We start from the raw sequence: 26,338 nt of genomic DNA, 5'->3' as shown, positions 1-26,338 counted from the left end.
AAGCTTCTGCATAAATGAAGGAGTGTTTTGTATGGGTACAATATTATTGCTGGAGGATGATGAAAGCCTGCGCAGGGGCATCAGCCTGAAGCTTGAGAAAGAAGGATATGATGTGCTGTGCGCCTCCGGTTCCAGGGAGGCGCGCAGGCTGTTTGATGAGAACAAGACAGACCTTATCATCAGCGACATTACACTGGAGGATGGAAACGGACTTGATTTCTGCAGGGAAATACGCAGAGTCAGTGATGTTTTCATTCTCTTTCTTACTGCGCTCGACCAGGAGGTAGACATTGTAAACGGCTATGATACAGGCGCGGACGACTATATCACGAAGCCGTTCAGCCTTATGGTCCTTATATCAAAGGTAAACGCATTTATGCGAAGAAGAGAACATACCGGCGGAGAAGGAACCGTGCTGACGGCGCCAGACCTTACTCTGGACTGCAAGGAAATGAAGGTATTTATAAAGGGAGAGGAAACACCGCTCAGTAAGAAAGAGATGCAGCTGCTGGCATATTTTATGGAACATCCCAGACAGATCATCTCAAAGGAACAGATCCTGGAGGCTGTCTGGGACGTGGACGGCCAGTTTGTGGATGATAATACGGTACCTGTGAATATAAGCAGGCTTAAGAAAAAGCTCGGCGGGGACAGTGAAACGGAATATATAAAAAATATAAGGGGAATCGGATATTTATGGACGACAGACGTATTGAGAAAGTAATGGAGCGCAGGGAGCGGGGATATATCTGGCTTGAGAAAGAACTTCGTCTCAGCCTGCTCATAAGCGCCGGGATGATACTGACGTTTTTTGCCGTGTTGTATATTTGTGATCCCGGCTTCCGGTTCTTTTGGCAGTTTCTTCTCGCCGCGCTTTCGGCAGACGGAATATGGCAGTACGTAAGATACAGAAAAGAATACCGCAACTACGTCCATATCGCCGATTATCTGGAGCAGTTTGAAGAGGGAAATTATGAATACCGGACGGAGACAGAATATATGCGGACAGGGATCCGCTCCCAGATCACAGAGCAGCTGGAGCGGATGGGCAATGCGTTTGGCACATTAAGGTCCGGTCTCATTGAAGAGAAAGAAAATACAAAGACGCTCGTTACGGATATCTCTCATCAGCTGAAGACGCCGGTGGCAGCGCTTTCCATGTGTTTTGAGCTGATGGAAGACGCCCGGATAACAGACGCGGAGCGCGCAGAGTTCGCGGCCAGGGGGGCAGGGGAGATAAAGAAGCTAAAGTATCTGACCGAGACGCTGACAAATCTTTCGAGAATGGAAGCGGGAATGATACAGATACATCCCGGGGAGGCAAGCCTCAAAGAAACACTTGTGCGTGCGGTGAACGGTGTATATCTCAAGGCGAACATGAAAAATATAGAGATAGAGATGGAAGACTTTAAAGATATGATGCTTCCCCACGATAAAAAATGGACGGCAGAGGCCTTTGCGAATGTGCTGGACAATGCGGTCAAATATTCACCGGAAGGCACCACGGTACATATCAGGGTGTCTCCTCAGATATCATACGTGTTTGTAGAGATAGAAGATGAAGGGATCGGAATCGCAAAGGAAGAGTATCAGAATATCTTCAGAAGATTCTACCGTGGCAGCAGGCCGGAGATCGAAGCCTGTGAAGGAGCCGGCGTCGGCTTATATCTTGTCAGACAGATCTTGGAAGAGCAGGGAGGAAGCATAAGAGCTGTCGCGGGGAAAGCCGGCGGGACAGTGTTCCAGATGACACTGCCGAAGAAGTCATACGTTCAAGAATAACAAAACTGTTATGTTTCCTGAAAGGTTCCCGTAAGACTCCTGTATTATGATATTTACAGAGCAGTAAGTACCGGCATACGCCGGGGCTGACAAAAAGACAGGAGGAAGTTCTATTATGAGAGCGATATTAGAGACAGAAGATCTGGTAAAATATTACGGAGAGGGAGAGAATGTGGTCAGGGCGATCGACCATACCGATCTGAGCGTACAGGGCGGAGAGTTCACCGCCATAGTAGGACGGTCAGGATCCGGGAAAAGTACACTCCTTCATATGCTTGGAGGCCTGGACCGTCCGGATTCCGGCAAAGTATATATTGAAGGAAGGGATATCTTTGCGCTGAAGGACGAACAGCTTGCCGTGTTCAGAAGGCGGAAGATCGGATTTATATTCCAGGACTACAATCTGATGCCGGCTCTGAATGTGTGGGAGAATATCGTGCTTCCTATCGGTCTTGACGGCAAGAAGGTAAATCAGGAATTCGTGATGGACATTGTCAAAAGCATCGGGATGGAGCAGAAGCTCCATTCACTTCCAAACACACTGTCCGGAGGGCAGAAACAGCGGGTTGCCATTGCGCGCGCACTGGCGTCAAAACCGGCCATTATCCTGGCGGATGAGCCGACCGGCAACCTGGATTCCAGGACGGAGATGGAAGTTATATCGATGATGAAAAACTGTGTAAATAAATACGGACAGACACTCGTTATGATAACGCATGATGAGACGATCGCCCAGATGGCCGACCGGGTGATCATCATCGCTGACGGCAGGGTGGTGAAGTAGATGAACATTATAACGAAGACAGCATTTGCCAACTTTAAGAAAAACCGGAGCAGAAATATATTGATCGGCGCGGCGATCGCGCTGACCGCCATGCTGCTCACCATTGTCCCGACCGTTGTGTTCGGCTCAGTTGACCTTCGGTTCACGGCAGTAGATAACCTGTATCCCACTTTTCACGGGATGTTCCGAGATGTGGATGAAAAGGCGGCGCAGAAGATGACCGGTGACGCCCGGATGACCGATACAGGTCTGAGAGAAGACGCCGCATACATGGTATGCGATGACACCGACGCAAGCATTTCCATGGTCTACTGTGACAGGAATACGGTGAAACTGAACCGACTGAAGCTCAAAGAAGGAGAGCTGCCCAGGAGGGCAGATGAGATCGTCGTGTCCGAAGGACTTTTGAAAGTGATGGGTCTAAAAGGAGGGATCGGAGACAAGATCACAGTTCCGTACCAGCCGGTCATGGCAGACGGACTCGGCCAGGCAGCCGAAAAGGAATTTACGATAACGGGGATGACAGAAGACTCAGAGGAAGCAGTGGAAAAAAACATATATTCCTCTCTTATCTCAGATAAATTTGCAGAAGAGATCATCCCGGCAGGAGAACACCGGTACAGAGTATACTTCTCCGTTGCCGGCGCAAAGGGAAAGACGACCGATGCCATAAAAGACAATATAAAAGAGATAGGAAAGAGCTACAATATCGGTGAAACGGACATTGTAGAAAACGGGGAATATCTGTTTGCCAATTACGTTGACCCGGCCATGTACGCAGGCATGGTCATACTGATGGTGATCATCGTCCTTGCGGGGATCCTTACCATTTACAGCATATACTATGTGTCCATGATGAACAAAGTGCAGGAGTACGGCAAACTAAAAGCAATAGGCTCCACAAAACGACAGATAAGACAGCTTGTATTCCGGGAAGGATTCACAGTGGCGGCAGCGGCGGTCCCTATCGGACTGATGCTCGGCCTTGGTGTGGGAATACTGCTTGTGAACGGAATGGTAAGTTCAGACCTTGCCTCAGATAATCTAATGGCAGAAGAGATGAAGAAGATCATAGCAGACGGCGGCGTCTCGCTCGTCAAGCCATGGATCCTTCTCCTGGCGGCGGCTGTCTCTTGCGTGTCCGTATATATCTCCCTGCTGCGTCCCATGCAGAAGGCCGCTAAAATATCTGCCATCGAGGCCATCCGCTTCCAGGGTACAGACAAGGAGAAAAAGAAAAAGCAGCGAAGAGGATATGAAGAGATGAATATCCGCAGACTCACCGCGTCAAACCTGGGGAGAAACAAAAGACGTACCGTCGTGACGATCGTCACGCTTGGGATCACCGGAATCCTTTTCGTAGTCGTGGCCACGATACTGAGTTGTATGAACCCGAAAACAATGGCCATGGATACGACGCGGGGAGACATTCATATAACACTCAACAGTGAAAGCGGCAATAAGATGCACCCGGAGAGAGAGCTCAGCAATATCCAGAAAAATAATCCGCTGACAGAGGAATTGAAAGAGCAGATAGCATCTATAGACGGAGTAGATCGGATAGAGACATATACGGGCGTCAGCGCTGCCCTGGAGGAACTCAGGGAAGATGATGGAAGACCTCTTGAAACAGGTCTCGGCGGTCTGAGCGAGGAGGCGATGAAGGAGCTGGACAGATATGTGACAGAAGGCTCCCTTGCGGATGACAGTCTGAAGGACGGCACCGGCATAATACTGAGCGGCGGATATGTGAAATCATATCCCGGAGCTGACTGGAAAACAGGGGATAAAGTGCATCTGCTCATAGAGGACGGAGACGAAGTGGTCAAAAGGGAATTTAAAATCGCAGCTGTCACAGATGCCCCTTACGGCCTTACGGGAAACGGATTTATCCTTCCGTCTTCCGTGCTGGAGGACATATGTGAAAATGATGTGACAGACGACTTTTACATTTTCACGGAAAAGGGGAAAGCCGGCAGCGTGGCAGAAGCAGTGAAACAACTCACAGACGGCCAGGAGTTCCTTCAGATGGATACGTGGAAGGACGCATACGCGCAGTCAGAGAAAAGTATCGGCTTCATGCTTTACGGCTGTTATGGCCTCATGTTCGTGTTCGGTCTGATCGGTATACTGAATCTTGTCAATACGATGATCAACAGCGTCTATATAAGACGACGCGAGCTCGGAGTCCTCCAGGCGGTCGGCCTGTCGGGAAAGCAGACGGTGCGTATGCTGCAGCTGGAAGGACTGTTTTACACAGCGGGAACACTCCTTCTGTCTGTCGGAGCCGGAAGCATCGCCGGATACGGCTGCTTTCTCTGGGCCAGGGCAGAAAGCATAATGTCCATCAGAACTTATGAGTACCCGGTTGTTCCGGTAGTTGTTCTGGCCGCCATCATACTCGTGGTACAGATCCTTATAACGTATATGGTGAACAATAGTTTTAAGAAACAGAGTCTTATTGACCGCGTAAGGTTTGCGGAGTGATCGGGAAGGAGCCGGGATCAGACAATCTTGTCTGATCCCGGCTCCTTCTGCAGCAACGATTTGTTCTTCCCATTTGTATTCATACGTCTGCTGTATTATAATGTGGATAATAAACTGTTGTCGGCAAGCGGGGGGAATGATGAAAGAGAACAAATCGGTTTATATCATGTTTATTTTTTTGCAGAGTGTATTATATGGCATCGGAAACCCGGTAACGAAGATCGCGTTTGAGAGCATCTCCGTGTACTGGTGCCTTGCTCTGCGTTTTTCGCTGGCCTTTTTTGTGCTCATGCTGTTCTTTGGAAAGAAGATCATACGGGAGTTAAAAAGCGCAAGGATCATGGATTGCCTGCCGGCCAGTCTCTGTATGGCGGCGGCATACATATCCGTCAATCTGGCGCTCAAGTGGACAACAGCTACTAACGTGGGGTTTTTGATGTCTCTCCCGGTGGTCCTTGCGCCTGTACTTGCAAGAGTTGTTCTGAAGACAAAGTATGAGTGGAAGCATATCCCGGTACAGGCGGCCGTGGTGGCCGGGCTGTACCTGCTCTGCTGCGGGGAGGAGGGATTTGTCTTCGGGAAAGGAGAGGCGTTCGCTCTGATCACCGCGGCTGCAGTGGCGGGGGCGCTCGTGTATGGCGAGAAATCGCTGGCGGGTATGAGCGCCTGTACGGTATCAGCGGCCCAGGCCGGTCTTACGGCAGTTATCAGCCTCGCTCTTGCGGCCGGTCTGGAAGAACTGCATGTGGACAGTGTGACGCCGGCCGCGTGGGGCGTTGTAGCCTATCTTGCCATCGGGTGTACCTGTATTGCCTATCTGCTCCAGAACACGGCGGTGGCAAAGATATCCTCCCAGACAGTGTCAATGCTGCAGACGTCACAGCCGGTTGCCACGGCAGTCTTTTCGTTTCTCATCCTGGGGGAACTGCTGACGGTGAGAGGATATATAGGAGCGGCGGTGATACTCGTGTGCATTCTGGCGGAAAGTGTATTTGCAAGACAGGGACGAAGAAGTGTATAATGAAAAAAATGGTTCGCCTGTACGGGAACCCGGGGAAGTGTTTTCATGAAAAAAAGGAACATCGTAGTCAGTATAATCTGTGCCGTGCTTTGCTGCGCGGGCGTAACGGTCATCTTCCAGAGATATCAGTCATGGACGAACCAGGCGTTTGACAAACTGGCGGCGCAGAACATAAAAGCGTACTCTGACAGCCAGAATGTGGAAGTCACTGCACGGGTAGAGAATGTGAGGACTACATTAAAAACAATAGCTGAGATGGTACAGCAGCGGGAAGAGTCAGGTGGGGGGACGCAGGACCTGAAAGATTATTTTAACGCGGTGAGCAAAAATGAGGATATTCAGGCAGAGGGAGTGCGGTATTACCGGTTCGACAGCATAGACACATCGGTCATGTCTGAGAATGACCTGAAAATGATAGAGCAGCTGAAAAAAGGGGAATCTGTTGTCTCAGATATCTTTCCTTCTGAAAACGAGAATGGAACTGCACTTTACTACGGAATTGCGGAGCCGATATTTGTGGACGGGAAGGCGGAAGGCTTTATCAGAGGGCTGATCAGCAGCGATACGCTGCTGTATTCCAGCCAGACCGGATTCATGCGGACAGATACGGAAAGCTTTCTCATGTACGAGGACGGCACAAATGCGTTTACGGAAAATCTGTCAGAAGAGCGGGGGCCATATGTCAATATGTATGACAGCCTGGAGAACATAGGCGGCAGTCCGGATCAGGTCAGAGAACTGAAAGAAAATATTAAAGAGAAGAAGCAGAAAGTCATGATATTCATGAAAGGGAAAGAGCCGGTATATGTATCTTACAGCTTTCTTCCATACAATGGCTGGATCATCCTGAATGTGTTTTACTCGGCAGATATGAACGAGTATGTAGTGACGCTTGAAGACAACGGAAAAAAGATGACGGCGCTGCTTATCGGGCTGGCGGCGGTGATCCTTCTTCTCGTTGCCGGCATTGTCTACCACAGTAATAAGGAGCACCGGTTTGAGCGCAAGCGGACGGCGCTTCTGGCCAATTTCAGCGACACGATACTGTGCGAGTATGACCGCAGGCGGGACACGCTCAAATGTACGTCCAATATTTCGAGGCTGCTGGCGGTAGAACAGACGGTGATCACGGAATTTAAAAAATATATCTTTGATTCAGGTCTTGTTTATTCCGGTGATCATCAGGTGCTGGATAAGATACTGGCGGGGCATCCAAAGGAAGGGGAAACCGCCCAGTATGAAGTAAGGCTTAAGACAAAAGACGGGACGTATATATGGTGCAGACTGGATATTATAACGATCGGAGCAAAAAGAGAGAGGCGTCTTGTCATCAAAGTCACGGATATCTCTGGTGAAAAGAAAAAAGAGATGGCGCTTGTGCGCAAGGCAGAGCGGGATAACCTGTCCGGACTGCTCAACAGAGGGGCGTTCAAGGAACAGGTGCAGGAGTATATACAGCAGAGTCAGGGCGGCTGCCTGTTTTTGATCGACCTGGATAACTTTAAAGATATCAATGACAAATACGGACATCTGGCCGGGGATGAAAGTATACGTAAGGTCGGGGAAGTTCTGAAGACATGTTTCAGAGCAAAGGATATAATTGGACGGTACGGGGGAGACGAGTTTTTCGCGTTTGTGCCCGGAAGAATGACCCGGGATGTCATCGACGGACGGGCGGCCGATGTCGTTCATAAGGTGGCCGCGATCACGCTTGATGAGGCGCCGGACCTGCATTTTACGTGCAGCGTGGGAATCGTAAGATGCGGGGAGGGAAGTACGTTTAAAGACTGTCTGAAACGTGCGGACGAAGCCATGTATAAGGCCAAGGACCGGGGAAAGAATTCCTGGTTTGTACAATAACCTCTGTACATTGGCCCGGGAGTTCGATATAATTATTATGCAGTTATCCGCATAGGGGTGTGCGGGATGACAATATTATCCGCAGTAAGCGGCAAGGAGGTTTTTCTAGAGATGGAAATCAGAGAAGGCTATATGCCATTTAAGGAGTACAAGACGTATTACCGGATCACAGGAAAGAAGACTGGCAGTAAGAAACCATTGGTTCTGCTTCATGGAGGACCGGGTTCTACGCATAACTATTTTGAGGTGCTGGACCGGCTGGCAGAGGAAGACGGACGAGAGCTTGTGATGTATGACCAGATTGGATGCGGCGAGTCCTACGTCGAAAACCGCCCGGATCTGTGGACGGCCGAGACGTGGATCGAAGAACTTGCCGCGCTCAGAGAACACCTGGGACTTGATGAGATACATTTGCTCGGCCAGTCATGGGGAGGCATGCTTCTGCTTGATTACGTGTGCAACCACAAACCGTCCGGACTTAAAAGTCTCATACTGTCAAGTACACTTCCGGCATCCTGGATGTGGGGAGTAGAGCAGCACCGCATGATCAAGGAGCTTCCGCAGGAGATGCAGGATGCGATCGAGAAAGCGACTTCATCCGGAGACTACAGCGACCCGGTCTATGCCGCGGCTGAAAATGAATACATGCTGCGCCATGCAGCAGGCGCCGTGACGGACGATTCTCCGGAATGTCTGAGACGTCCCGTACAGAAAGGCGGAGAAGCCTATGTGATTGGCTGGGGACCAAATGAATTTACACCGATGGGGACGCTTAAGGATTACGATGTGACAGAGCAGCTGAAAGATATCAAAGAGCCGGCGCTTGTCATCAATGGAGGAAATGATCTGTGTACGCCGTACATTGCGAAGTATATGTATGACAGGATCCCGAATTCCAGATGGGAGCTGTTCCAGTTCTGCCGCCATATGTGCTTTGTTGAGGACAATGACAGATATGTAGAATTGATGAAGGAATGGCTCAATGCCAACGACTAATAAATAATTGGGAATGAAAGAAGATGAGTGGGGAAGTTATAACAACAGCAGACGATAAAAAAGAGCAGGATGTACAGAGGAAAAAAGGATTTTTTGCAGCCTTTATGGCAGGACTTCTTTGGGGCGCTTCAAGCCCTATAGCGCAGTTTCTGTTTGAAGACAAGGGAGTGACGTCGGAATGGCTCGTGCCGTACCGCCTTGTCATGGCAGGGGTCCTTCTGTTTCTGTATGCCGTACTTTTTAAGAAGCAGAGTCCCGTGGTATGGAAGGAGAGAAGCGACGGCGTCCGCCAGATCGTCTTTTCCATACTTGGTATGATGGGGATGCAGTATACATTTTTTGCGGCGGTGCAGGAGACAAATGCGGGGACGGCCACTATATTCCAGTATTTGAATCCGGCTATGCTCATCATATATTTTGCGGTGATCTATAAGGTGATGCCGAAAGCAAAAGAGATCACGGCTGTACTGTGCTCTCTGGCAGGTATTTTTCTTGTGGTGACCCACGGGAATATCCATGCCCTGTCCGTGTCGCCGAAAGGTATTCTGCTCGGGCTGCTGGTGGCGCTGACTACTTGTTTCTACGGTGTGCTTCCCGGACCGCTGCTGAAGAAATACCCGGCAGAAATGGTATGTGCCTGGGCCATGATCATCGGCGGACTTGTGCTGACGGCAGTGACGAGGCCATGGAGGCTTTACGTACATATTGACGGGGCGGTAGTGGCAGCATTTTTGTCTATTGTCATATTGGGAACGATATTCCCGTTCTGCTTTTACCTGTCTTCGCTGAAAAGTGTCGGTTCTGTATACGCAGGGCTGCTCTCCAGCGTGGAGCCTGTGGCGGCGACGGTGCTGGCCGCGGTCTTCCTCGGAACGACCTTCCGCATGATAGATGTAGCAGGTTTTGTGCTTGTGCTGTCCACGTTGTTTATTTTAAATATCAATTCCAAATAATAGGAGGCAGAGAAAGACTCTGCCGCCGATAAGGCAGGTGCCGATGACCGGAGAGCGTCAATATCCGGATGCGGTACCTGTCTTTTTATGATAAAATGCTGATATTTAATTTCCAAGCACCCCTAAAATAATCATGACCTGGGTCGGTGCTCCTATTAAAGTATGTATAATAATTGATGTCCAAGTATTCTTAGTCTTTGAAACGATAAGGGGCATAAGTATGAGCATGGGAAACATTATAATCAATGGCTTTATTCCAAAAACAAAATGGTAAACGCAATGAAACAAAGCATTTATGAGTATGGCATACTTTCCATAATTAGAATTTAACTGTCGTGGTAAAATGTATCCCCGCCATAGTATTTCTTCCCCTGCATAATTGAAGAAAAAGAACACAGGAAGAAAAACTGCATACCATAATTCATTTCCATGCAAAGGTGACACAGCAATGGGAGAAATACTATATAGACTTTCTACTGTAAAAGAGTTCGAGAAACCCATAAATAAAAGAATAATGATACAACATAATAATCCTGCAATTATTAAACCTGTTATAATCCATAGACAGTCTTTTTTGCTTAATTTATGTAAATTAAGTGCTCTTTTAATTGTCTTATGATCCATCGCATATCCATCCTTTTTCAATAATAGAAATGCGGTAGAAAATATCGGGATAAAAAGTAAAAATGTTCCTGCAAACATCCATACTATATATTCTGTTGTATTTAAACAACGGGATAACCAGGGGACAATAATTTTAATAACAACATAAAATTGTATTCCTGCGATCATAAATATACAAAATGACTTTGGTAATGATATAGTCTCAGGTTCGTTATTTTTCATTAAAGTACCTCCGTTTGACTGGCATCGTGTTCTTCACAGACAATTTCTTTTAATACACCATCCAGGATAACCTCCATAATAACCTGTTGATCATCAGTATCATCATTTTGCAGATTTAGAAAACTAATTGCCAATGTCTGTAATATTTTTGCCGCAATCTCAATACTGCAGTTAAAGTGGATACCATATTCCTGCAATTTAATTATTTCAAGACGATCATCTTTTGAATGAGCTTCCATTACTTCGCGTGGTAACTTGCGAAATAGATATTCTGCTGTTTCACTGTCAGCTCGTTTCAGCATGGGATATTTTTGTAATCCGTTAAACATACAAAGAAAACACTTCTTGCAGAGTATTCTGGGAGGCAGAGACCTATTTTTATTTAAAAACCCTTCCAGTTCCGACCACATCTTTTTTTGAAGATTTCCAGCGATATCCATGTAAAGGGATTCTTTGTTCGGATAGAATGAGTAGAAAGAACCTTTAGCTATTCCACTAGCATTTACGATTTCATCGATAGACACTTTCTTTATACCGAATGATGTAAATAATCTTTCACCCTCCTGCAGCATTTTTTTCTTTATTATTTCTTTTTCAGTTTCGCTGAACTTTGGCATTATCATCTCTCCTTGTTATATGACCAAATAATATAATTTAGTCATATAGATTATATATCTTATCTTACATCGTGTCAATAAAGTTAGCTCGTGTATAAAAATTTCTTCATAAATTGCAGAAAAACGTTGACATATTAAAAATCAAGTGTTATATTACATATAGAACAAATAAAACAATTATCATAAAAAGGAGAGATGACCTATGTTGATGCCGAGAATTTTTGGAGAAAGAGTTTTTGATGATTTCTGGGATTTTCCGATGAAGAGGATCGCTTCTGACAGCATGATGCGGACAGATGTAAAAGAGGCTGACGGAAAATATGAGCTGACGATGGATCTTCCCGGATTCAAAAAGGAAGATGTAAAGGCCTCGCTGAAGAATGGTTATCTTACCATAAGCGCTGCCACAGACAGAAGCAATGATGAGAAGGACGAGAAAGGCAGATATATCCGCAGGGAACGCATGAGCGGATCATGCAGCAGAAGCTTTTATGTCGGGGAGGCAGTCCGCGAAGAAGACATCAAAGCAAAATTTGAGGACGGGACGCTGACACTTCTTGTACCGAAGGAGGAGAGTCAGCCGAAGGTTGAAGAAGACAAATATATTGCGATAGAAGGATAACGGTTTTTCGGTCTCATCCGACAATTATGTAAAAAGGGGCTGTAAAAAGTCCATAATGAAGAACCGCCAGTTCCGGCAGATGCCGGTTCTGGCGGTTCTTCATTATATCAGGCTTATAGGATCAACACAGCAAGCTTAAAGAGCCAGTTGGCCGCAACGCCTGCGCAGATTCCTCCGATCGTGTGGCTGAGGATCGCTTTGCCGGTAAGTTTGTTTGCGCCGAGTGAAGACATCATGGCCACGTGGGTGCTCAGATAACCGCTCCAGCACATGCACATTGCGGTGAAGACGGCGATATCGTTGGCCGCAGCAGCCCCGGTCTCCACCATGTTGGGCACAAGGCCGATAGCGGCCCCGGCAGCTCCGAGCGCAGTGATGGGAACAGAGATGGCCGAAGGGTCTGTAAAGCCGAACAGCGGTGTCAGGATGAACTGGATCTTCTCGCCGATCCACGGCAGAAGAGCGACGCCCTCATAGGCAGCCCCTGTATAGACACCGGATTCGGAAGGACCGTTAGTGAGCATCATAACGAGAGTACAGATAGCGAGTACGCCGGGAATGATAGCGAGACCGACGTCCACGCCGCCCTTGCCTCCGGTAAGCAGTGCTTCGATCGCCCTGCCGCCGGCGCTGCCTTCCCGTACCTCCCGGAATTTAAACAGCTGTTCCGCGTTTTCACCTTTTTCCAGAGGAATACAATATTCCGCCGTGCCGTATGTCTTTTTCGTAAACTGCATCATGATCCTGACACTTATGATGCTTCCGATCACTGCGCCCACGTTGCCGACGATCACTGCCAGACCGGCGTGTCCGCCTTTTACGTTCAGCCCGATCATAAACGTAGATACGATCATACCCATTCCGAAAGATGTTCCCAGATTCGTAAGGGCGGGCAGCTGGAACTTACGGAAGTATTTTCTGAAGTTTCTGTCCTCGGCAAGCCCCAATATTGCCGGGTTATCAGATAAATAAGTTGTGATGACGCCAAGTGCGGCGGCTCCGGGAAGATTGTACAAAGGCTTCATGAGCGGAGATAATGCCTTGTTGATCATGGAGATGACTCCGAACTCGGAGAAGAGTCCCGAGATCGCTCCGGCCAGTACGGCGATAGCCATTATGTAAAATACAGTGTCCAGCAGCAGTTTGTAGGCGGTGTTCATCAGCGTGTTCATCATGTTCACCCCGCCCATCCTGGATGCCATGAATCCGAAAATCAGTAAAAAAATCCCCAAAAAAATGAAAGCCTCTACGCTTATGGCTTTCTTATAATGTTTGTTTTCTGTCCCCAAAAATAACCTCTCTTTCTTCTGCCTTGTTTTTTTGCATAATTTTTTGAGCAGAACTATTTTTTTGTATTACAATACTACTATATAAACAAAAGTTTGTCAATCACTGATTATATTTTAATATGCAGTTAAAATATAACTTGCGTATAGTTTTTGGAGATATGTTTGATAATTACCTTGCTTTCAGAATTTCAGAATGATATTATGATTATACATGATTGTACATCAGCAGCTTGATAAGTAAAAGTAAACATATATAGAAAGGCAGGGATTCCGTATGACGATAAATGTGCGAAACAGAGAATTGAAACGAAAACGGATTATGTCATATTTTATCAGCGCGGCGATCGAAATTATCGAACAGGATGGAATCGGTGAGCTTTCCATCAGGAAGGTGGCTGAGAAGGCAGGCTATAACAGCGCTACACTGTATCATTATTTTTCAAGTCTTGAAGAACTGACGCTGTTTGCGTGCGCCAAGTGTCTGAATGAATATGCAACGGAACTGCCTTCCTATCTGAAGCAGGCCAAAGATATGAGAGAGCAGTATCTGCTCAACTGGGAATGCTTTTGCAATCATTCGTTCTGCCATCCCGATATTTACCAGGTGCTTTTCTTTAGTCCCGCCGGCGCGGCGAATCTGCCCGCTGTATTTAAGATGTATCACGAGATTTTTCCGATGGAGAGGTCTGACAGCGCGGCAGAGTACGAAGAGATGCTCATGGAAGGAGACTTTTATAAACGCGATTACATAGCGTTGGAACGCATTATACAGGAAAAAGGGTACGATATACCGCCGGAGGATGCCATGGCCGTCATCGAGATGAACATTCTCATCTTCAGGGGCATGCTGGCGAAGATGAAAGATACGGTGCGGACGCTTACTGTTAAGGACGCTGTCAAAAGGACGGTCACTTACATGGAGCACACGCTGCATTCTTACCATATCGGCTGACCCGGTAAATATAAAGTTAATTATTTCCGTTTTATGATGTAGGACGAATATGGCGGGCATACAATAGAATAAGTGTATTTATTCTGGAGTTTTGCCTTATGAAGCAGGAGACAGTCAAAAGGGTAAAAAGTTATGTGGTACTGGCGCTTGCGGCGGCAGTTGCGCTTGCCGGTTCCTTCAAGTATGTGTCGAAGTATGTGAAGGTATCAAGTAATGTAAATGGGCGGGAGCTTCCGATATATTCCGTGGAGACAAAAGAGAAAAAAGTGGCTCTTACATTTGACGCGGCGTGGGGGAACGAGGATACGCAGAAGATACTCGGCATATTAAAAAAGCACGATGTCCATGTGACCTTTTTTATGACAGGCGGCTGGGTAGAAAAGTATCCGGATGATGTGAAGGCGGTTTACGAGGCAGGACATGATCTGGGAAGCCACAGTGAGAATCATAAAAATATGTCTCAGCTGAGTGATGAAGAGAAAAAGCAGGAACTTCTGTCAGTGCATAAGAAAGTGAAGGAACTGACAGGAGTGGATATGAATCTGTTCCGGGCGCCGTACGGGGACTATGACGACGCTGTGATCCTGACCGCCAGAGAATGTGGTTATTATACGATCCAGTGGAATGTAGACAGCCTGGACTGGAAAGACTATGGTGTGGAAAGTATCCTTACAACTGTGCTCGACAATGAGCAGCTTGGCAGCGGCTCCGTCATTCTATGCCACAATGGCGCGAAGTATACGGCAGACGCGCTGGACGGCCTCATCACCGGTCTTGAGAAGAAGGGGTATGAGATCGTGCCGGTATCTCAGCTCATCTATAAGGACGGTTATCATATGGATGTGACAGGCCGGCAGATAAAAGACTGAAAAGCCCCTGTTAAACTCTTAACTGCTGTGCTATACTCGGAATATATACTTGTAAGTTCGGGAGAGGAATAAGGAGAGCAGAAGAGGGATACATGAGGGTATTGATCATCGCAGCAGTTCTCATGCTGGCATTTGGAATTATATATGGAGCATTAAGGGAAAGGATCGGATGCCGGTCGCTTGTATTTAAAGCGCTTGCAACGTTTATGGCAGTGTTTCTCGGAATGTACGGAGCTATCAGGTTTGGAGGGATGACCGGTACGCTCGTGTCGTTTGGACTTGTATTGTGCATGGCCGCGGATGTCGCGCTGGAACTGGACTTTGTAAAAGGGATCCTGCTGTTCGGTCTGGCGCACATATGCTTTATAACGGCGTTCAACAGGCTGGCACGTCCTGAGTGGTATACAGTTGCAGGAGCGGCTGCTGTCTATCTGCTCCTGTTTCTTATATTTAAAAATGATATGAAGACGCTTGGAAGTCTGAAAACCGCGGCGGTCATATATATGGCGGTGCTCTGTTATATGGCAGCCTCGGCGGTCACGCTTTTTGCGGCATTTACAACGGTGGCGTCCGGGATGGCGGCCGCAGGCGCCGTATGCTTTGTCATATCAGACGGTATCATTGCTTACCGGACTACAAGAGGAAAGACGCAGTTTTGTTACGGGGCGGCTATTCTGCTGCTTTATTACAGCGCGGTCTACCTGTTCGGAGCGGCTCTTTTCACCGGATTATAGCCGTTTTGCCTGTTTTTGATAAAGAATATCATATTGTATAAAGAAAAATGCAAAGACAGTACAAAATTTTACATTACAAATTTTATGTGTGTGTTATAATAGTGCTGATATTCAAGTAAAAGAATATCTCTCTTTAAAGCTGAATTTGAAAACATATAAATTAAAAACGACAGGAGGATGCTGAAAAATGCAGGGTACAAGAAAAGTAACAGATGACATCGTATGGGTCGGCTGCAATGACAGGCGGCTTGCTTTATTTGAAAATTTATTTCCCATACCGCGGGGAGTCTCCTACAATTCCTATCTGATCATGGACGAAAAGGTGACGCTGATGGATACGGTGGATGAGTCCGCCACAAGTCAGTTTATGGAAAATCTGGAGTATGTGCTTGACGGCCGCACTATTGATTATCTGGTCGTACAGCATATGGAGCCCGACCACTGTGCCAATATAGAGGAACTGATGAAAAGATACCCGGATATGCAGGTGGTGGCGAACACAAAGACCGTACAGATGATACATCAGTTTTTTGACGTTGCGTCTGACGGCAGGGTCGTGCTCGTCAAAGAAGGCGATACTCTTTCCACAGGGACACATACACTGCGCTTTATAATGGCTCCGATGGTGCACTGGCCTGAGGTAATGGTGAGCTATGACGAGAAGGACAAGATTCTGTTTTCAGCCGACGCATTTGGAACCTTCGGTGCGCTTGACGGAAATATTTTTAATGATGAGATCGATTTTGAGAGAGACTGGCTCGCGGATGCGAGAAGGTATTATTCAAATATCGTAGGAAAGTATGGAGCCCAGGTGCAGAATCTGCTGAAAAAAGCGGCGGAGCTTGATGTGAAGATGATATGCCCTCTGCACGGTCCGGTTTGGAGAAGCAATATTGAATTTTTTGTAGAGAAGTATGACAAATGGAGCAAATATGAGCCGGAGGAGAATTCGGTCGTCATTATTTACGGATCCATATACGGGCACACTGAGGCGGCGGTAAATTCCCTTGCGTGCCGTATGGCCGACGCAGGGATAAAGGGGATCAAGATTTATGATGCATCTGCCGTCCACGTGTCGGAACTGATCTCGGAGATGTTCCGAAGCAGTCATATCGTGCTTGCGTGCGCGACTTACAACGGCGGCATCTATCCTCCGATTGAGAATCTGCTGAGTGATATGAAGGCACTTTCTGTTCAGAAACGTACGGTCGCGCTTATGGATAATGGCACATGGGCGCCGGCAGCAGGCCGGATGATCGCGAAAAAGCTGGAAGAGCTGAAAGACATCACAGTTCTCGAGCAGCTGTCGATCAAGTCCGTGTTAAAAGAAGACAGGGCAGACGAGCTGGAAGCATTTGCCCAGAAGATAGTGGAAGATGTACTTCCGTAGGCAGAGAGAGGAAGAGACATATGGATAACAGAGTATCTGTGATCAGCATAATCATTAAAGAAGAGGAATCAGTGACAGCGATCAATGAACTGCTGCATGAATTCCGCCAATATATTGTTGGGCGCATGGGAATACCGTACCGCGACAGGGGCGTGTCCATTATAAGCGTTGTACTGGACGCGCCCGGCGATGTGACAAGCGCCCTCTCAGGAAAGCTTGGCATGCAGTCCGGCGTCACCGCCAAGACATTGACGGCAAAGCTGTAAATGAAGCGGCCTAACGCCCTGTTTTCCATTTTATCATGACGGCCGTTAAAGCCGGTGGATGCCGCTCTGGAGTTCCTCTGCCCATTTCTGCAGATTGTAGGTTCTGCCTCCGAAGAGCTTCAGGATGACTCCGGTCGGATCGTTTTCGTTGGCAAAGGCGTTTGCTTCATCGGTATCGACATGCATGGCGAGCGCAAAATCCGGACTGACGCGGACGACAACGTCCGCAAAGATGAGGGAGCGCTCAAAGCTTTCCATGATAACAAATACTTCGTCATTGTCCTTGACGTTAAACTGGGCGGCCTGAACAGGAGTCATATGGATATGCCGTTTGGCTACGATCACACCGTGGTCGATCTCCAGTGTCCCTTTTGGGCCTATAAGCGTACATCCGGGGGTGCCCTTCGTGTCGCCGGACTGGCGGATCATGGCCGGTACTCCGAGCTTTCGCGTATCGGTCATGGATAGTTCGACTTGTGTTTCACGGCGGTAAGGCCCCAGGACTGCTATGTTCTCAAAGCTTCCTTTCGGACCCCTGACCGTGAGCCGCTCGCCGGACACGTATTGGCCGGGCTGGCTCAGCGGAGCTTTGTATGACAGGGAGGCATCCTCTCCAAATAATATCTTGAAATCTGATTCACTGATGTGCATGTGGCGCGCACTCGTCTCGATCGGTACAGCAGTTCCCATAATTCACCACACCTTTCTATTATAGTTTCACGGTACATCCGGCGATGTAATATATCCTTATTGTAGCAAAGCGGCTTACTTTTTTCAATCTTCACATATTTCAGATTACCTGCTTGAGAAATTGCGGTGAAAGGCATATAATAAGGACAGGGACATTACCACATGGAGTATGGATAATTTAAGGAGGAAGAATCATGAAAGATATCTGGAAATCAATAAAGGGGTTTTTTAAGAGAGACTGGTCACCGGCGGAAAAGGTACTGCTCATATTATGCTGCCTGCTTATCGGTATCGTGAAAGGATTTCTGCTGTCACCGGTCAAAAAGGGCATCAGCTGCGGCAATAATAACGGGAATGTATATAATGAGCTCGACGATGATTACTGGCTTGATGACGAAGATTAAGTCAGATCCGGGATCATATTCGGCACTTTGGCACGTTGACAAAGTGCCGTTTTCTATTTATAATTTATTATTGTATAAAACAAAGGCGTTTTCATCAGGATGAGAACGCCTTCATTTATACAGCAAATTGCATAAATATACAGTCATAAAGTATTTGATATAATAAAATACGTTTAAGGGAGGTAGCAGACAATGAATAATTACACAAGAGAAGACATATTAAAAAAGGTCGCCGACGAAGATGTGGGATTTATCCGCCTTCAGTTCACTGATATTTTCGGCACCCTGAAAAATGTCGCGGTCACGGTAAGCCAGCTTGAAAAGGCGCTGGACAATAACTGCATGTTTGACGGATCGGCGATCGAAGGTTTTGCCAGAGTTGAGGATTCAGACATGTATCTTTATCCTGATCTGAACACCTTTGAAATATTTCCGTGGAGGCCGCAGCAGGGAAAAGTGGCAAGGCTGATCTGCGATGTGTACAAGGCGGACGGCACGGTGTTTAAAAGTGACCCGAGATATATATTAAAGAAAGTCCTGGCGGAGGCAGAGACGGAGGGGTATGAATTCAACGTGGGACCTGAATGTGAATTCTTTCTGTTTCACACAGATGACGACGGACTGCCGACGACGCTCACACATGAGTGTGCGGGCTATTTTGATCTGGGTCCTCTTGATCTTGGAGAAAATGCCCGCAGAGACATGGTGCTCACGCTTGAGGATATGGGCTTTGAGATAGAAGCGTCTCATCATGAGATGGCTCCGGCGCAGCACGAGATAGATTTTAAATACGACGAAGCGCTGGCAACGGCAGACAACATCATGACTTTTAAGCTTGTCGTAAAAACGATCGCAAAACGGCACGGTCTACACGCCACGTTTATGCCGAAGCCAAAATGCGGCACGCATGGTTCGGGCATGCACCTGAACATGTCGCTTTGCAGAGACGGCATCAACGTATTTTCAGACCCGAAGGATGAAAAGGGGCTGAGCAGGGAAGCGTATTATTTTATCGGCGGAATCATGAAGCATATGAAGGCAATCAGCTTTATCACGAATCCCATCGTAAACTCCTACAAAAGGCTCGTGCCCGGCTACGAAGCGCCGGTATATATCGCCTGGTCTTCCAAGAACCGCACGCCGCTCATACGCATACCGGCGTCAAAGGACAGAGATGTGAGGGTGGAGCTCAGAAGCCCGGATCCGTCGTCTAATCCGTATCTGGCGCTGGCAGTCTGCCTGGCGGCCGGCCTGGACGGGATCAAAAATGAGATATTGCCGCCGGAGAGTATTGACTGTAATATATATGAGATGACAGAAGAGCAGAGGAAGGAAGCCCGGATCGATTCGCTGCCGGGAAGCCTGCTTGAAGCGGCACGTGAATTTGAAAAAGACGATTTTATAAAGGGCGTGCTCGGGGAAGACCTCGCTGAAAAGTTCGTCAGGGCGAAGACAGAAGAATACAAGGCTTACAGGGGACAGGTCACAGATTGGGAGATTGAACAATATCTGCACAGAATCTGACGCCTGCCTGTCGTGATCAGTAAAAAAAACAGTACAGGAGGTGTCAGTTTGGTTGGTATTATTGTTGTATTTCCAAATAAGGACAATGCAGCCAATATTCGTAACCTGTTAGCCCGCGGGGGCATGACTGTCACCGGGGTATGTACGACAGGTGCACAGGCCATGAATTATGCCGACACGGTGGATGAGGGCATTGTCGTGTGCGGTTATAAACTGAAAGATATGCTGTATTCAGAACTGCGTGAATATCTTCCGTCCAATTTTGAGATGCTGTTAATAGCTTCTCCTGACAAGTGGAGCAGCGGACTTGCGGACGGCGTTATGGGGCTTAACATGCCGCTCAAGGTATATGATCTTCTGAACACGGTTGAAATGATGCTTGAGAGCATGAACCGAAGGAGAAGAAAAAGGAAGCAGGAGCCAAAAGAACGGAACCCGAAACAGCAGGAGGTCATTCGCAGAGCGAAAGAACTTCTGATGGACCGGAACAATATGTCGGAAGGCGAAGCCCACAGATATCTGCAGAAAAACAGCATGGACAGCGGGACCAATATGGCGGAGACGGCAGAGATGGTTCTGAGCATTATGGCCAAGTAGCGGTTGTAGAAAGAGAGGGATAATATGAAATTTACAAAAATGCACGGACTGGGGAATGATTATGTCTATGTAAACTGTTTTAAAGAAAAGATCGGAAATCCGCCGGAGGCTGCCAGAATTTTGAGCGACCGGCATTTTGGGGTCGGCTCGGACGGACTTATTATGATCTGTCCTTCCGAAAAGGCCGACTTTGAGATGGAGATGTACAATGCCGACGGCTCCAGGGGAGAGATGTGCGGCAACGGGATCCGCTGTGTGGCAAAATACGTATATGACTACGGGCTGACGGATAAAACGAACATATCTGTAGAGACGCTCGGCGGAGTCAAATATCTGGACCTGACGGTGAAAGACGGAAAAGCCGTACTTATCAAAGTAGATATGGGAAGGCCGGAGCTTAAGCCGGAACGTATTCCTATCGTGTCCGGCGGTGATGCGGTGATCAGTGAACCTATCGTTGTGGACGGGGCCATATACCGGATGACCGGAGTTTCCATGGGAAATCCGCATGCCGTGATATTTGTGGATGATGTGAAAGGACTGGAGCTTGAAGCGGTCGGACCAAAGTTTGAGAACCACGAACGCTTTCCGAAGCGTGTCAACACCGAATTTGCCCGCGTGATCGACAGAGAGACTGTAGAGATGCGGGTGTGGGAGCGCGGCTCGGGAGAAACGCTGGCGTGCGGCACCGGCGCCTGTGCGGTGGCTGTGGCATGCATACTGAACGGTCTTACGGAAGATAAAGTTACGGTAAGGCTTTTGGGCGGAGACCTGCTGATCGAGTGGGACAAGGAAGCGGACAAAGTATACATGACCGGGCCTGCGACGGTCGTGTTTGACGGGGAGATACAGATATAACGATACCATTAGGACAAGGAGGAATGCATATGTTTAAAATAAATGAGGATTACCTGAAGCTGCCGGGCAGCTATCTGTTTTCGGCCATCGGGAAAAAAGTGGCGGCATACGAGGAGGAGCACCCGGAGCAGTCTGTCATACGTCTCGGAATTGGTGACGTGACACAGCCGCTGGCTCCGGCCATCATCGATGCGCTGCACGGCGCGGTGGAGGAGATGGCGCACGCGGAGACTTTTCACGGGTACGCGCCCGATCTGGGATATGAATTTTTGAGAACTGCCATGGCCGAAAAAGATTATAAGGACAGGGGCTGTGATATCAAAGCCGACGAGATATTTATATCAGACGGAGCGAAATGTGATTCCGGCAATATCCAGGAGATCTTTGCAAAGGATAACCGGATAGCCGTCTGCGACCCGGTGTACCCGGTATATGTAGACACGAATGTGATGGCGGGACGGACCGGCACATACAATGCGGATACAGAGACGTGGAGCGATGTCATATATATGCCGTGCACAAAGGAGACGAATTTTGCGCCCGAGCTTCCGAAGGAGACGCCGGACATTATTTATCTTTGCTTTCCGAACAATCCGACCGGTTCCACGATCACAAAGCCTCAGCTTCAGGAATGGGTGGACTATGCGAATAAAAACGGAGCCGTGATCATATATGACGCGGCATACGAGGCGTATATCTCTGAGGAGGATGTGCCCCATACGATCTACGAATGCGACGGAGCCAGGACATGCGCCATAGAACTCAGAAGCTTCTCAAAAAATGCCGGGTTTACAGGCGTAAGGCTTGGCGCCGCTGTGGTCCCAAAGGATCTGAAATGCGGGGACGTCATGCTGCACGCTCTCTGGGCAAGGCGGCACGGGACTAAATATAACGGGGCGCCGTATATCGTCCAGAAAGCCGGAGAGGCCGTTTACTCCGAGGCGGGCAGGACACAGCTTGGAGAACAGGTAGCATACTATATGAAAAATGCCGGGATCATCTATGACGGATTAAAAAGCGCCGGGTACAATGTATCAGGCGGTGTGAATGCGCCGTATATATGGCTGGAGACGCCGAAGGGCATGACGTCGTGGCAATTCTTTGACCACCTTCTGGAGCACGCCGGAGTCGTCGGAACGCCCGGCTCGGGGTTTGGTCCAAGCGGTGAGGGATACTTCCGTCTGACCGCATTTGGTTCATATGAAAATACGGTGGCCGCTATCAGCCGGATCAAAGAAATATAAAGAGTGTGCCAGTGCAGAAACGCCGGACAGCGAAAAATGCTGCCGGCGTTTCCTGACGTCTTATGCTCTGCCGACTTTGATCTGAAGTTCCGTGATATGCTCTTTTTCCTCGGCGGCCTGGTGGATGTCCGTCCAGAGCAGTTCCAGAAACGGCCCTTGAAGCGCGTAGCCGTGTTCCTCGGCGTACGCGAGCAGCCGGGGGATATAGTCCTCGTTTTGGGCGCAGTCCCCCCTGTAGCTTACAGAGAGATACCGGCCTGCCTCTATCATATCTTCTCCGGTTTTGTCAATAATAAATACAGCGCTGTAATTCCGGTAATCGCCTGAGGCGGCGCTGCCGGCAGATATGACGGAGCCGATACGGTTGTTCCCGATGATATAGAGCTTATCTTTATTTTTGTTGAGCAGCTGTTTGATGAGCATATCCATCTCCTCATCCTGGCTGTAGCCTGCGTGGATCGTATGGCAGCGCCGCACCGGAAGCTCTTTTTCCTCGATAACTCCGATCGGCTGCTTCATTGCGTCCCGGATAGTATCGAGGCGGTCCTCGATGTTGGATTTAAGCGTCTCCAGAGACTTCATGCGCTCATTGATAATGTCCAGTTCCTCCTGCAGCATGTTCTCTGTGCTTGACAGACTTCTGTCGTTCAGGTATTCCCGGATGCGCTCCATGGAAAAGCCAAGTTCTCTCAAATCGCGGATGACATTCAGGCGCCACAGGTCGTGGACGTGGTACAGGCGGTAATCGTTTTCACCTCTGTGGGGCTTTAAGATACCGAGCTTTTCATAGTAGCGCAGAGAATCCGGTCCTATATTATACAATTGAGAGATCTCACCGATCCGGTAGTAATGCTTCATAAGAACACCTCCGCGCTGTGGCTTCAAAATAAAACTCTTGACCTTAGTATTATACCAAGGTTTATTGTATAATTACAAGGTATAAGAATGAAGGAGAGATCATTATGAGATTGGAAGGAAAATCACTGAAAGGTGATTTTATAAGATTTATCATACCGTCTATCGTTGCTCAGTGGGTATTTGCGCTATATACGATGGTAGATGGTATATTTGTTGCGAGAGGGGTGTCCGAGGTGGCGCTGACGGCGGTTAACATATCTATGCCGTATGTCATGGGGCTGTTTGCGATATCGATCTTATTTGCGATCGGGACGTCTACCGTTGTGGCGATCCTGCACGGTGAGAAGAATATCGGGCGGGCAAATGAAGTATTTACGCAGAATATTGTTCTCCTCATCGTACTGTCGGTCATCATCACGCTGGCTGTGATGCTGAATCTGGAGCGTTTTGCCGACTTCCTCGGGGCAACGGCCCAGAACAGGGAGTATGTGCTGGACTATCTCGGAACGCTTGTACCGTTCTCCGGACTTTTCATTCTGGCATATTCCTTTGAGATGCTGATCAAGACAGACGGTTATCCGAAGCGCGCTACGATCATCGTGACGACAGGTTCTCTCATGAATGTAGTGCTGGACTATTTCATGGTTATGGAATGGAATATGGGGATCAGCGGCGCGGCGCTTGCCACGGGACTGTCCAACGCAGCGCTTATCGGACTTTATCTGATGCATTTTCTGGGGGGAAAGGGAACCATCAAATTCAGGAAGTTCAGGCTGGATCTGCCTCTTGTGTGGAGAGAGTTCAAAAATGGGCTTCCCTCGGGTATTACAGAATTGTCGACAGGGCTGATCATCTTCCTGTTCAACCAGGCGATACTGCGCTACCTGAACGAAGACGCTCTCGTAAGTTATACGATCATTTCATATGTAAATTCTATTGCCATCATGTCCATGGTCGGAATCGCCCAGGGATACCAGCCGCTCATCAGCTACTACTACGGCCAGAAGCGGATGGACCGCTGCCGGAAGCTGATGCGTTACGGTATTGTGGCCGCGGTGGTCGTGTCTGTGGCATTTACAGCCGGAAGTATTCTCGGGGCGAAAGGGATCGTAGGAATGTTCGTAGCGAAAGAACTCACGGAACTGAGCGCTTACTCTGTGCATGTAATGTGCATTTTCGTGCTGTCGTTCCTCGTGGCCGGATACAATATCGTGATCGGCGGCTATTTTACGGCAGTGGAGAGGCCGGTATCGGCCATGGTCATATCGGTGGCGAGAAGTATCGTCATGCTCGTGCTGAGCCTTGGCGTCCTCACCGCTCTGTTCGGAGGACGCGGCATATGGTGGAGCCCGACGCTGGCAGAAGGCCTTACGCTCATACTCACGGCAGGCCTGTTTCTTCGCTATAAAAAAGGATGGAAAAAAGAAAATCATCTAAGTGAGGTTAGACTATGATCAAAAGAAAATTAAAAATGCGGTCAGTTGACAGCAGATATCTGGAACAATATAATGCATTACTGCGATATGTGTTCCAAGTGACGGACCAGGAACTAAATTCAGTTGGATGGCAGGAAAAGGAAATCATACGGGCCAAATTCCCAACGATGGAAAAAGCAGATGTGATTGGATGGTTTGACGGAGATACATTAGTTTCTCAGGTAGCAGTCTATCCTATGCAGATCAATGTTTTTGGCAGGATATATTCTATGGGCGGGCTGACCGGTGTTGGGACTTATCCGGAATATTCAAATATGGGGCTGATGCATAAGCTGCTTCAGCAGGCGTTGATAAACATGCAGAAAAAGGGACAGTATATCTGTTATCTGTATCCATATTCGATCCCTTACTACCGACGGAAGGGCTGGGAACTGATCTCAGATAAAATCGTCTATGAGATCAAAGATTATCAGCTTCCGAAAAACCAGCAGGTTACAGGGGAGATCCGGCGCGTCAAAACGGACAGTGAGGAATTAAAGGCCGCGTATGACCGGTATGCAGCGCACACCCACGGCGCTATTATCAGGGATGATCTTGCGTGGAACGAGTATTGGCTTTGGGATAAAGACGATATTATGTCGGCTGTGTACTATAACGAGAACGAGGAGCCGGACGGGTATATCATCTACTGGATCGAAAATGAGGTTTTTCATATCAAGGACATGATCTTCAATACCGAAGAAGCCAGAACAGGCCTGTGGAACTTTGTATCAGCACATTTTTCAATGATCGACAAAGTTGAGGGAAACACTTATACGGACGAACCCTTAGCCTTTTTGTTGGAGGACGCCAGTATTCAAGAAGTTATTTCGCCCTATTATATGGCAAGGATCGTGGACTTTCCGGCATTTATAGCGCAATATCCGTTCAAGCCGGACATCACGGAGCGCGAATGGAGATTTACAATGACCGACCCGATCCTGGAGTGCAATCAAGGTTCGTTTTTATTGAGGATATCTGAAAACGGGCACGGAGAGGCCACTCGAATCTCTGCGCAGTGCCCGGATAAAATCAATATTCAGACAATGACGACAATGCTCATGGGCTATAAACGCCCGGATTATCTCGCGAAAATCGGAAGATTGCAGACGAGTGAAGCCGTCATTGATATGCTGGAGGATGCCATTGAACAACAGACCCCTTATATATCTGATTACTTTTAATCTGCAGGGATATTTTTTCATACGCTTTGTCAGGAG

At 48.1% G+C, this 26,338-nt stretch carries 26 protein-coding genes; 21 read left to right on the top strand and 5 right to left on the bottom strand.

What is annotated here, in order from left to right:
* Positions 1-31 precede the first annotated feature (31 nt).
* The 8 genes from LAJLEIBI_RS14125 to LAJLEIBI_RS14090 all read left to right on the top strand — a co-directional run bounded on the left by LAJLEIBI_RS14125 (position 32) and on the right by LAJLEIBI_RS14090 (position 9,883).
* Entirely contained in the window at positions 32-724 is a 693-nt protein-coding gene (locus LAJLEIBI_RS14125; RefSeq protein WP_006442801.1) for a response regulator transcription factor, read from the top strand.
* Positions 697-1,782, top strand: coding sequence for a sensor histidine kinase (locus tag LAJLEIBI_RS14120; protein WP_147570471.1), 1,086 nt, complete (start codon positions 697-699; stop codon positions 1,780-1,782). Before LAJLEIBI_RS14125 ends, LAJLEIBI_RS14120 begins: the two co-directional genes overlap by 28 nt.
* 115 nt (positions 1,783-1,897) lie before the next feature.
* Positions 1,898-2,566 (top strand): ABC transporter ATP-binding protein, encoded by a 669-nt coding sequence (locus tag LAJLEIBI_RS14115; protein WP_006442799.1) that lies wholly within the window; start codon positions 1,898-1,900, stop codon positions 2,564-2,566.
* Positions 2,567-5,053 carry an ABC transporter permease gene (locus LAJLEIBI_RS14110; RefSeq protein WP_006442798.1) on the top strand — a complete coding sequence of 829 codons (2,487 nt, stop codon included), beginning with the start codon at positions 2,567-2,569 and terminating at the stop codon, positions 5,051-5,053. It begins immediately after the preceding gene.
* A gap of 100 nt (positions 5,054-5,153) precedes the next feature.
* Positions 5,154-6,074, top strand: a complete 921-nt coding sequence (locus LAJLEIBI_RS14105) for a DMT family transporter (RefSeq protein ID WP_149301926.1) — start codon at positions 5,154-5,156, stop codon at positions 6,072-6,074.
* Positions 6,075-6,119: 45 nt separating this feature from the next.
* Complete coding sequence (locus LAJLEIBI_RS14100) at positions 6,120-7,934, top strand: sensor domain-containing diguanylate cyclase (protein WP_006442796.1); 1,815 nt, start codon at positions 6,120-6,122, stop codon at positions 7,932-7,934.
* A gap of 111 nt (positions 7,935-8,045) precedes the next feature.
* Positions 8,046-8,930, top strand: coding sequence for a proline iminopeptidase (gene pepI, locus LAJLEIBI_RS14095; RefSeq protein WP_040434914.1), 885 nt, complete (start codon positions 8,046-8,048; stop codon positions 8,928-8,930).
* 23 nt (positions 8,931-8,953) lie between these two features.
* A complete protein-coding gene (locus LAJLEIBI_RS14090; RefSeq protein WP_006442794.1) occupies positions 8,954-9,883 on the top strand; it encodes a DMT family transporter in 930 nt (309 codons plus the stop codon).
* Positions 9,884-9,988: 105 nt separating this feature from the next.
* Here the strand turns inward: LAJLEIBI_RS14090 and LAJLEIBI_RS14085 are convergent, their stop codons facing one another.
* Together LAJLEIBI_RS14085 and LAJLEIBI_RS14080 are read right to left on the bottom strand one after the other, a co-directional pair.
* On the bottom strand, positions 9,989-10,729 hold the full coding sequence (locus LAJLEIBI_RS14085; RefSeq protein ID WP_006442793.1) for a CPBP family intramembrane glutamic endopeptidase: 741 nt from the start codon (positions 10,727-10,729) through the stop codon (positions 9,989-9,991).
* On the bottom strand, positions 10,729-11,346 hold the full coding sequence (locus tag LAJLEIBI_RS14080; RefSeq protein ID WP_040434912.1) for a TetR/AcrR family transcriptional regulator: 618 nt from the start codon (positions 11,344-11,346) through the stop codon (positions 10,729-10,731). The genes LAJLEIBI_RS14085 and LAJLEIBI_RS14080 overlap by 1 nt, the downstream gene beginning before the upstream one ends.
* A gap of 202 nt (positions 11,347-11,548) precedes the next feature.
* On the opposite strand from LAJLEIBI_RS14080, the gene LAJLEIBI_RS14075 reads away from it, so the two are divergent.
* Positions 11,549-11,968 carry an Hsp20/alpha crystallin family protein gene (locus LAJLEIBI_RS14075; protein ID WP_006442791.1) on the top strand — a complete coding sequence of 140 codons (420 nt, stop codon included), beginning with the start codon at positions 11,549-11,551 and terminating at the stop codon, positions 11,966-11,968.
* 113 nt (positions 11,969-12,081) lie between these two features.
* On the opposite strand, the gene LAJLEIBI_RS14070 is transcribed toward LAJLEIBI_RS14075, so the two are convergent.
* Positions 12,082-13,257: a CD0519/CD1768 family membrane protein gene (locus LAJLEIBI_RS14070; RefSeq protein ID WP_006442790.1), complete on the bottom strand. Its 1,176-nt coding sequence runs from the start codon at positions 13,255-13,257 to the stop codon at positions 12,082-12,084.
* Positions 13,258-13,576: 319 nt separating this feature from the next.
* Between LAJLEIBI_RS14070 and LAJLEIBI_RS14065 the strand changes: the two genes are divergently transcribed.
* From LAJLEIBI_RS14065 to LAJLEIBI_RS14045, 5 genes are all read left to right on the top strand, one after another.
* Positions 13,577-14,209, top strand: a complete 633-nt coding sequence (locus LAJLEIBI_RS14065) for a TetR/AcrR family transcriptional regulator (protein ID WP_147570469.1) — start codon at positions 13,577-13,579, stop codon at positions 14,207-14,209.
* A gap of 98 nt (positions 14,210-14,307) precedes the next feature.
* Positions 14,308-15,078, top strand: coding sequence for a polysaccharide deacetylase family protein (locus LAJLEIBI_RS14060; protein ID WP_006442788.1), 771 nt, complete (start codon positions 14,308-14,310; stop codon positions 15,076-15,078).
* Positions 15,079-15,170: 92 nt separating this feature from the next.
* Positions 15,171-15,812 (top strand): lysoplasmalogenase family protein, encoded by a 642-nt coding sequence (locus LAJLEIBI_RS14055; RefSeq protein ID WP_006442787.1) that lies wholly within the window; start codon positions 15,171-15,173, stop codon positions 15,810-15,812.
* Between the two features lie 187 nt (positions 15,813-15,999).
* Positions 16,000-17,202: an FprA family A-type flavoprotein gene (locus tag LAJLEIBI_RS14050; protein WP_006442785.1), complete on the top strand. Its 1,203-nt coding sequence runs from the start codon at positions 16,000-16,002 to the stop codon at positions 17,200-17,202.
* 20 nt (positions 17,203-17,222) lie between these two features.
* A complete protein-coding gene (locus tag LAJLEIBI_RS14045) occupies positions 17,223-17,468 on the top strand; it encodes a TM1266 family iron-only hydrogenase system putative regulator (protein ID WP_006442784.1) in 246 nt (81 codons plus the stop codon).
* 45 nt (positions 17,469-17,513) lie between these two features.
* Here LAJLEIBI_RS14045 and pduL read toward each other — a convergent pair whose 3' ends face one another.
* Positions 17,514-18,158, bottom strand: a complete 645-nt coding sequence (gene pduL, locus LAJLEIBI_RS14040) for a phosphate propanoyltransferase (RefSeq protein WP_006442783.1) — start codon at positions 18,156-18,158, stop codon at positions 17,514-17,516.
* A gap of 194 nt (positions 18,159-18,352) precedes the next feature.
* On the opposite strand from pduL, the gene LAJLEIBI_RS14035 reads away from it, so the two are divergent.
* From LAJLEIBI_RS14035 to LAJLEIBI_RS14015, 5 genes are all read left to right on the top strand, one after another.
* Positions 18,353-18,562, top strand: coding sequence for a hypothetical protein (locus LAJLEIBI_RS14035; RefSeq protein ID WP_006442782.1), 210 nt, complete (start codon positions 18,353-18,355; stop codon positions 18,560-18,562).
* Between the two features lie 192 nt (positions 18,563-18,754).
* The gene (glnA, locus tag LAJLEIBI_RS14030; RefSeq protein ID WP_006442781.1) at positions 18,755-20,086 is read left to right on the top strand and encodes a type I glutamate--ammonia ligase; all 1,332 of its coding nucleotides are present in this window, start codon (positions 18,755-18,757) and stop codon (positions 20,084-20,086) included.
* Between the two features lie 48 nt (positions 20,087-20,134).
* Positions 20,135-20,683: an ANTAR domain-containing response regulator gene (locus tag LAJLEIBI_RS14025; protein ID WP_006442780.1), complete on the top strand. Its 549-nt coding sequence runs from the start codon at positions 20,135-20,137 to the stop codon at positions 20,681-20,683.
* Positions 20,684-20,707: 24 nt separating this feature from the next.
* Positions 20,708-21,541, top strand: a complete 834-nt coding sequence (gene dapF, locus LAJLEIBI_RS14020) for a diaminopimelate epimerase (protein ID WP_006442779.1) — start codon at positions 20,708-20,710, stop codon at positions 21,539-21,541.
* Positions 21,542-21,570: 29 nt separating this feature from the next.
* The gene (locus LAJLEIBI_RS14015; protein ID WP_040434909.1) at positions 21,571-22,785 is read left to right on the top strand and encodes an LL-diaminopimelate aminotransferase; all 1,215 of its coding nucleotides are present in this window, start codon (positions 21,571-21,573) and stop codon (positions 22,783-22,785) included.
* 60 nt (positions 22,786-22,845) lie between these two features.
* Here the strand turns inward: LAJLEIBI_RS14015 and LAJLEIBI_RS14010 are convergent, their stop codons facing one another.
* Entirely contained in the window at positions 22,846-23,643 is a 798-nt protein-coding gene (locus LAJLEIBI_RS14010) for a MerR family transcriptional regulator (RefSeq protein WP_006442777.1), read from the bottom strand.
* 104 nt (positions 23,644-23,747) lie between these two features.
* On the opposite strand from LAJLEIBI_RS14010, the gene LAJLEIBI_RS14005 reads away from it, so the two are divergent.
* Complete coding sequence (locus tag LAJLEIBI_RS14005) at positions 23,748-25,097, top strand: MATE family efflux transporter (protein WP_006442776.1); 1,350 nt, start codon at positions 23,748-23,750, stop codon at positions 25,095-25,097.
* The gene (locus tag LAJLEIBI_RS14000; protein ID WP_006442775.1) at positions 25,094-26,302 is read left to right on the top strand and encodes a GNAT family N-acetyltransferase; all 1,209 of its coding nucleotides are present in this window, start codon (positions 25,094-25,096) and stop codon (positions 26,300-26,302) included. Before LAJLEIBI_RS14005 ends, LAJLEIBI_RS14000 begins: the two co-directional genes overlap by 4 nt.
* Positions 26,303-26,338: the final 36 nt, after the last annotated feature.

The sequence above is a fragment of the [Clostridium] hylemonae DSM 15053 genome, assembly GCF_008281175.1.
Lineage (GTDB): Bacteria > Bacillota > Clostridia > Lachnospirales > Lachnospiraceae > Extibacter > Extibacter hylemonae.
The sequence above is the reverse complement of the archived record's forward strand: the minus strand, read 5'-3'. Positions and strand labels throughout refer to the sequence as shown.

Coding starts and splice junctions, on each gene's coding strand:
- dapF (WP_006442779.1), top strand. CDS start 20,708: ATGAAATTTACAAAAATGCACGGACTGGGGAATGATTATGTCTATGTA.
- LAJLEIBI_RS14060 (WP_006442788.1), top strand. CDS start 14,308: ATGAAGCAGGAGACAGTCAAAAGGGTAAAAAGTTATGTGGTACTGGCG.
- LAJLEIBI_RS14035 (WP_006442782.1), top strand. CDS start 18,353: ATGAAAGATATCTGGAAATCAATAAAGGGGTTTTTTAAGAGAGACTGG.
- LAJLEIBI_RS14100 (WP_006442796.1), top strand. CDS start 6,120: ATGAAAAAAAGGAACATCGTAGTCAGTATAATCTGTGCCGTGCTTTGC.
- pduL (WP_006442783.1), bottom strand. CDS start 18,158: ATGGGAACTGCTGTACCGATCGAGACGAGTGCGCGCCACATGCACATC.
- LAJLEIBI_RS14065 (WP_147570469.1), top strand. CDS start 13,577: ATGTCATATTTTATCAGCGCGGCGATCGAAATTATCGAACAGGATGGA.
- LAJLEIBI_RS14050 (WP_006442785.1), top strand. CDS start 16,000: ATGCAGGGTACAAGAAAAGTAACAGATGACATCGTATGGGTCGGCTGC.
- LAJLEIBI_RS14005 (WP_006442776.1), top strand. CDS start 23,748: ATGAGATTGGAAGGAAAATCACTGAAAGGTGATTTTATAAGATTTATC.
- LAJLEIBI_RS14010 (WP_006442777.1), bottom strand. CDS start 23,643: ATGAAGCATTACTACCGGATCGGTGAGATCTCTCAATTGTATAATATA.
- glnA (WP_006442781.1), top strand. CDS start 18,755: ATGAATAATTACACAAGAGAAGACATATTAAAAAAGGTCGCCGACGAA.
- LAJLEIBI_RS14000 (WP_006442775.1), top strand. CDS start 25,094: ATGATCAAAAGAAAATTAAAAATGCGGTCAGTTGACAGCAGATATCTG.
- LAJLEIBI_RS14085 (WP_006442793.1), bottom strand. CDS start 10,729: ATGAAAAATAACGAACCTGAGACTATATCATTACCAAAGTCATTTTGT.
- LAJLEIBI_RS14090 (WP_006442794.1), top strand. CDS start 8,954: ATGAGTGGGGAAGTTATAACAACAGCAGACGATAAAAAAGAGCAGGAT.
- pepI (WP_040434914.1), top strand. CDS start 8,046: ATGGAAATCAGAGAAGGCTATATGCCATTTAAGGAGTACAAGACGTAT.
- LAJLEIBI_RS14075 (WP_006442791.1), top strand. CDS start 11,549: ATGTTGATGCCGAGAATTTTTGGAGAAAGAGTTTTTGATGATTTCTGG.
- LAJLEIBI_RS14105 (WP_149301926.1), top strand. CDS start 5,154: ATGTGGATAATAAACTGTTGTCGGCAAGCGGGGGGAATGATGAAAGAG.
- LAJLEIBI_RS14080 (WP_040434912.1), bottom strand. CDS start 11,346: ATGCCAAAGTTCAGCGAAACTGAAAAAGAAATAATAAAGAAAAAAATG.
- LAJLEIBI_RS14055 (WP_006442787.1), top strand. CDS start 15,171: ATGAGGGTATTGATCATCGCAGCAGTTCTCATGCTGGCATTTGGAATT.
- LAJLEIBI_RS14110 (WP_006442798.1), top strand. CDS start 2,567: ATGAACATTATAACGAAGACAGCATTTGCCAACTTTAAGAAAAACCGG.
- LAJLEIBI_RS14120 (WP_147570471.1), top strand. CDS start 697: ATGGACGACAGACGTATTGAGAAAGTAATGGAGCGCAGGGAGCGGGGA.
- LAJLEIBI_RS14015 (WP_040434909.1), top strand. CDS start 21,571: ATGTTTAAAATAAATGAGGATTACCTGAAGCTGCCGGGCAGCTATCTG.
- LAJLEIBI_RS14045 (WP_006442784.1), top strand. CDS start 17,223: ATGGATAACAGAGTATCTGTGATCAGCATAATCATTAAAGAAGAGGAA.
- LAJLEIBI_RS14125 (WP_006442801.1), top strand. CDS start 32: ATGGGTACAATATTATTGCTGGAGGATGATGAAAGCCTGCGCAGGGGC.
- LAJLEIBI_RS14115 (WP_006442799.1), top strand. CDS start 1,898: ATGAGAGCGATATTAGAGACAGAAGATCTGGTAAAATATTACGGAGAG.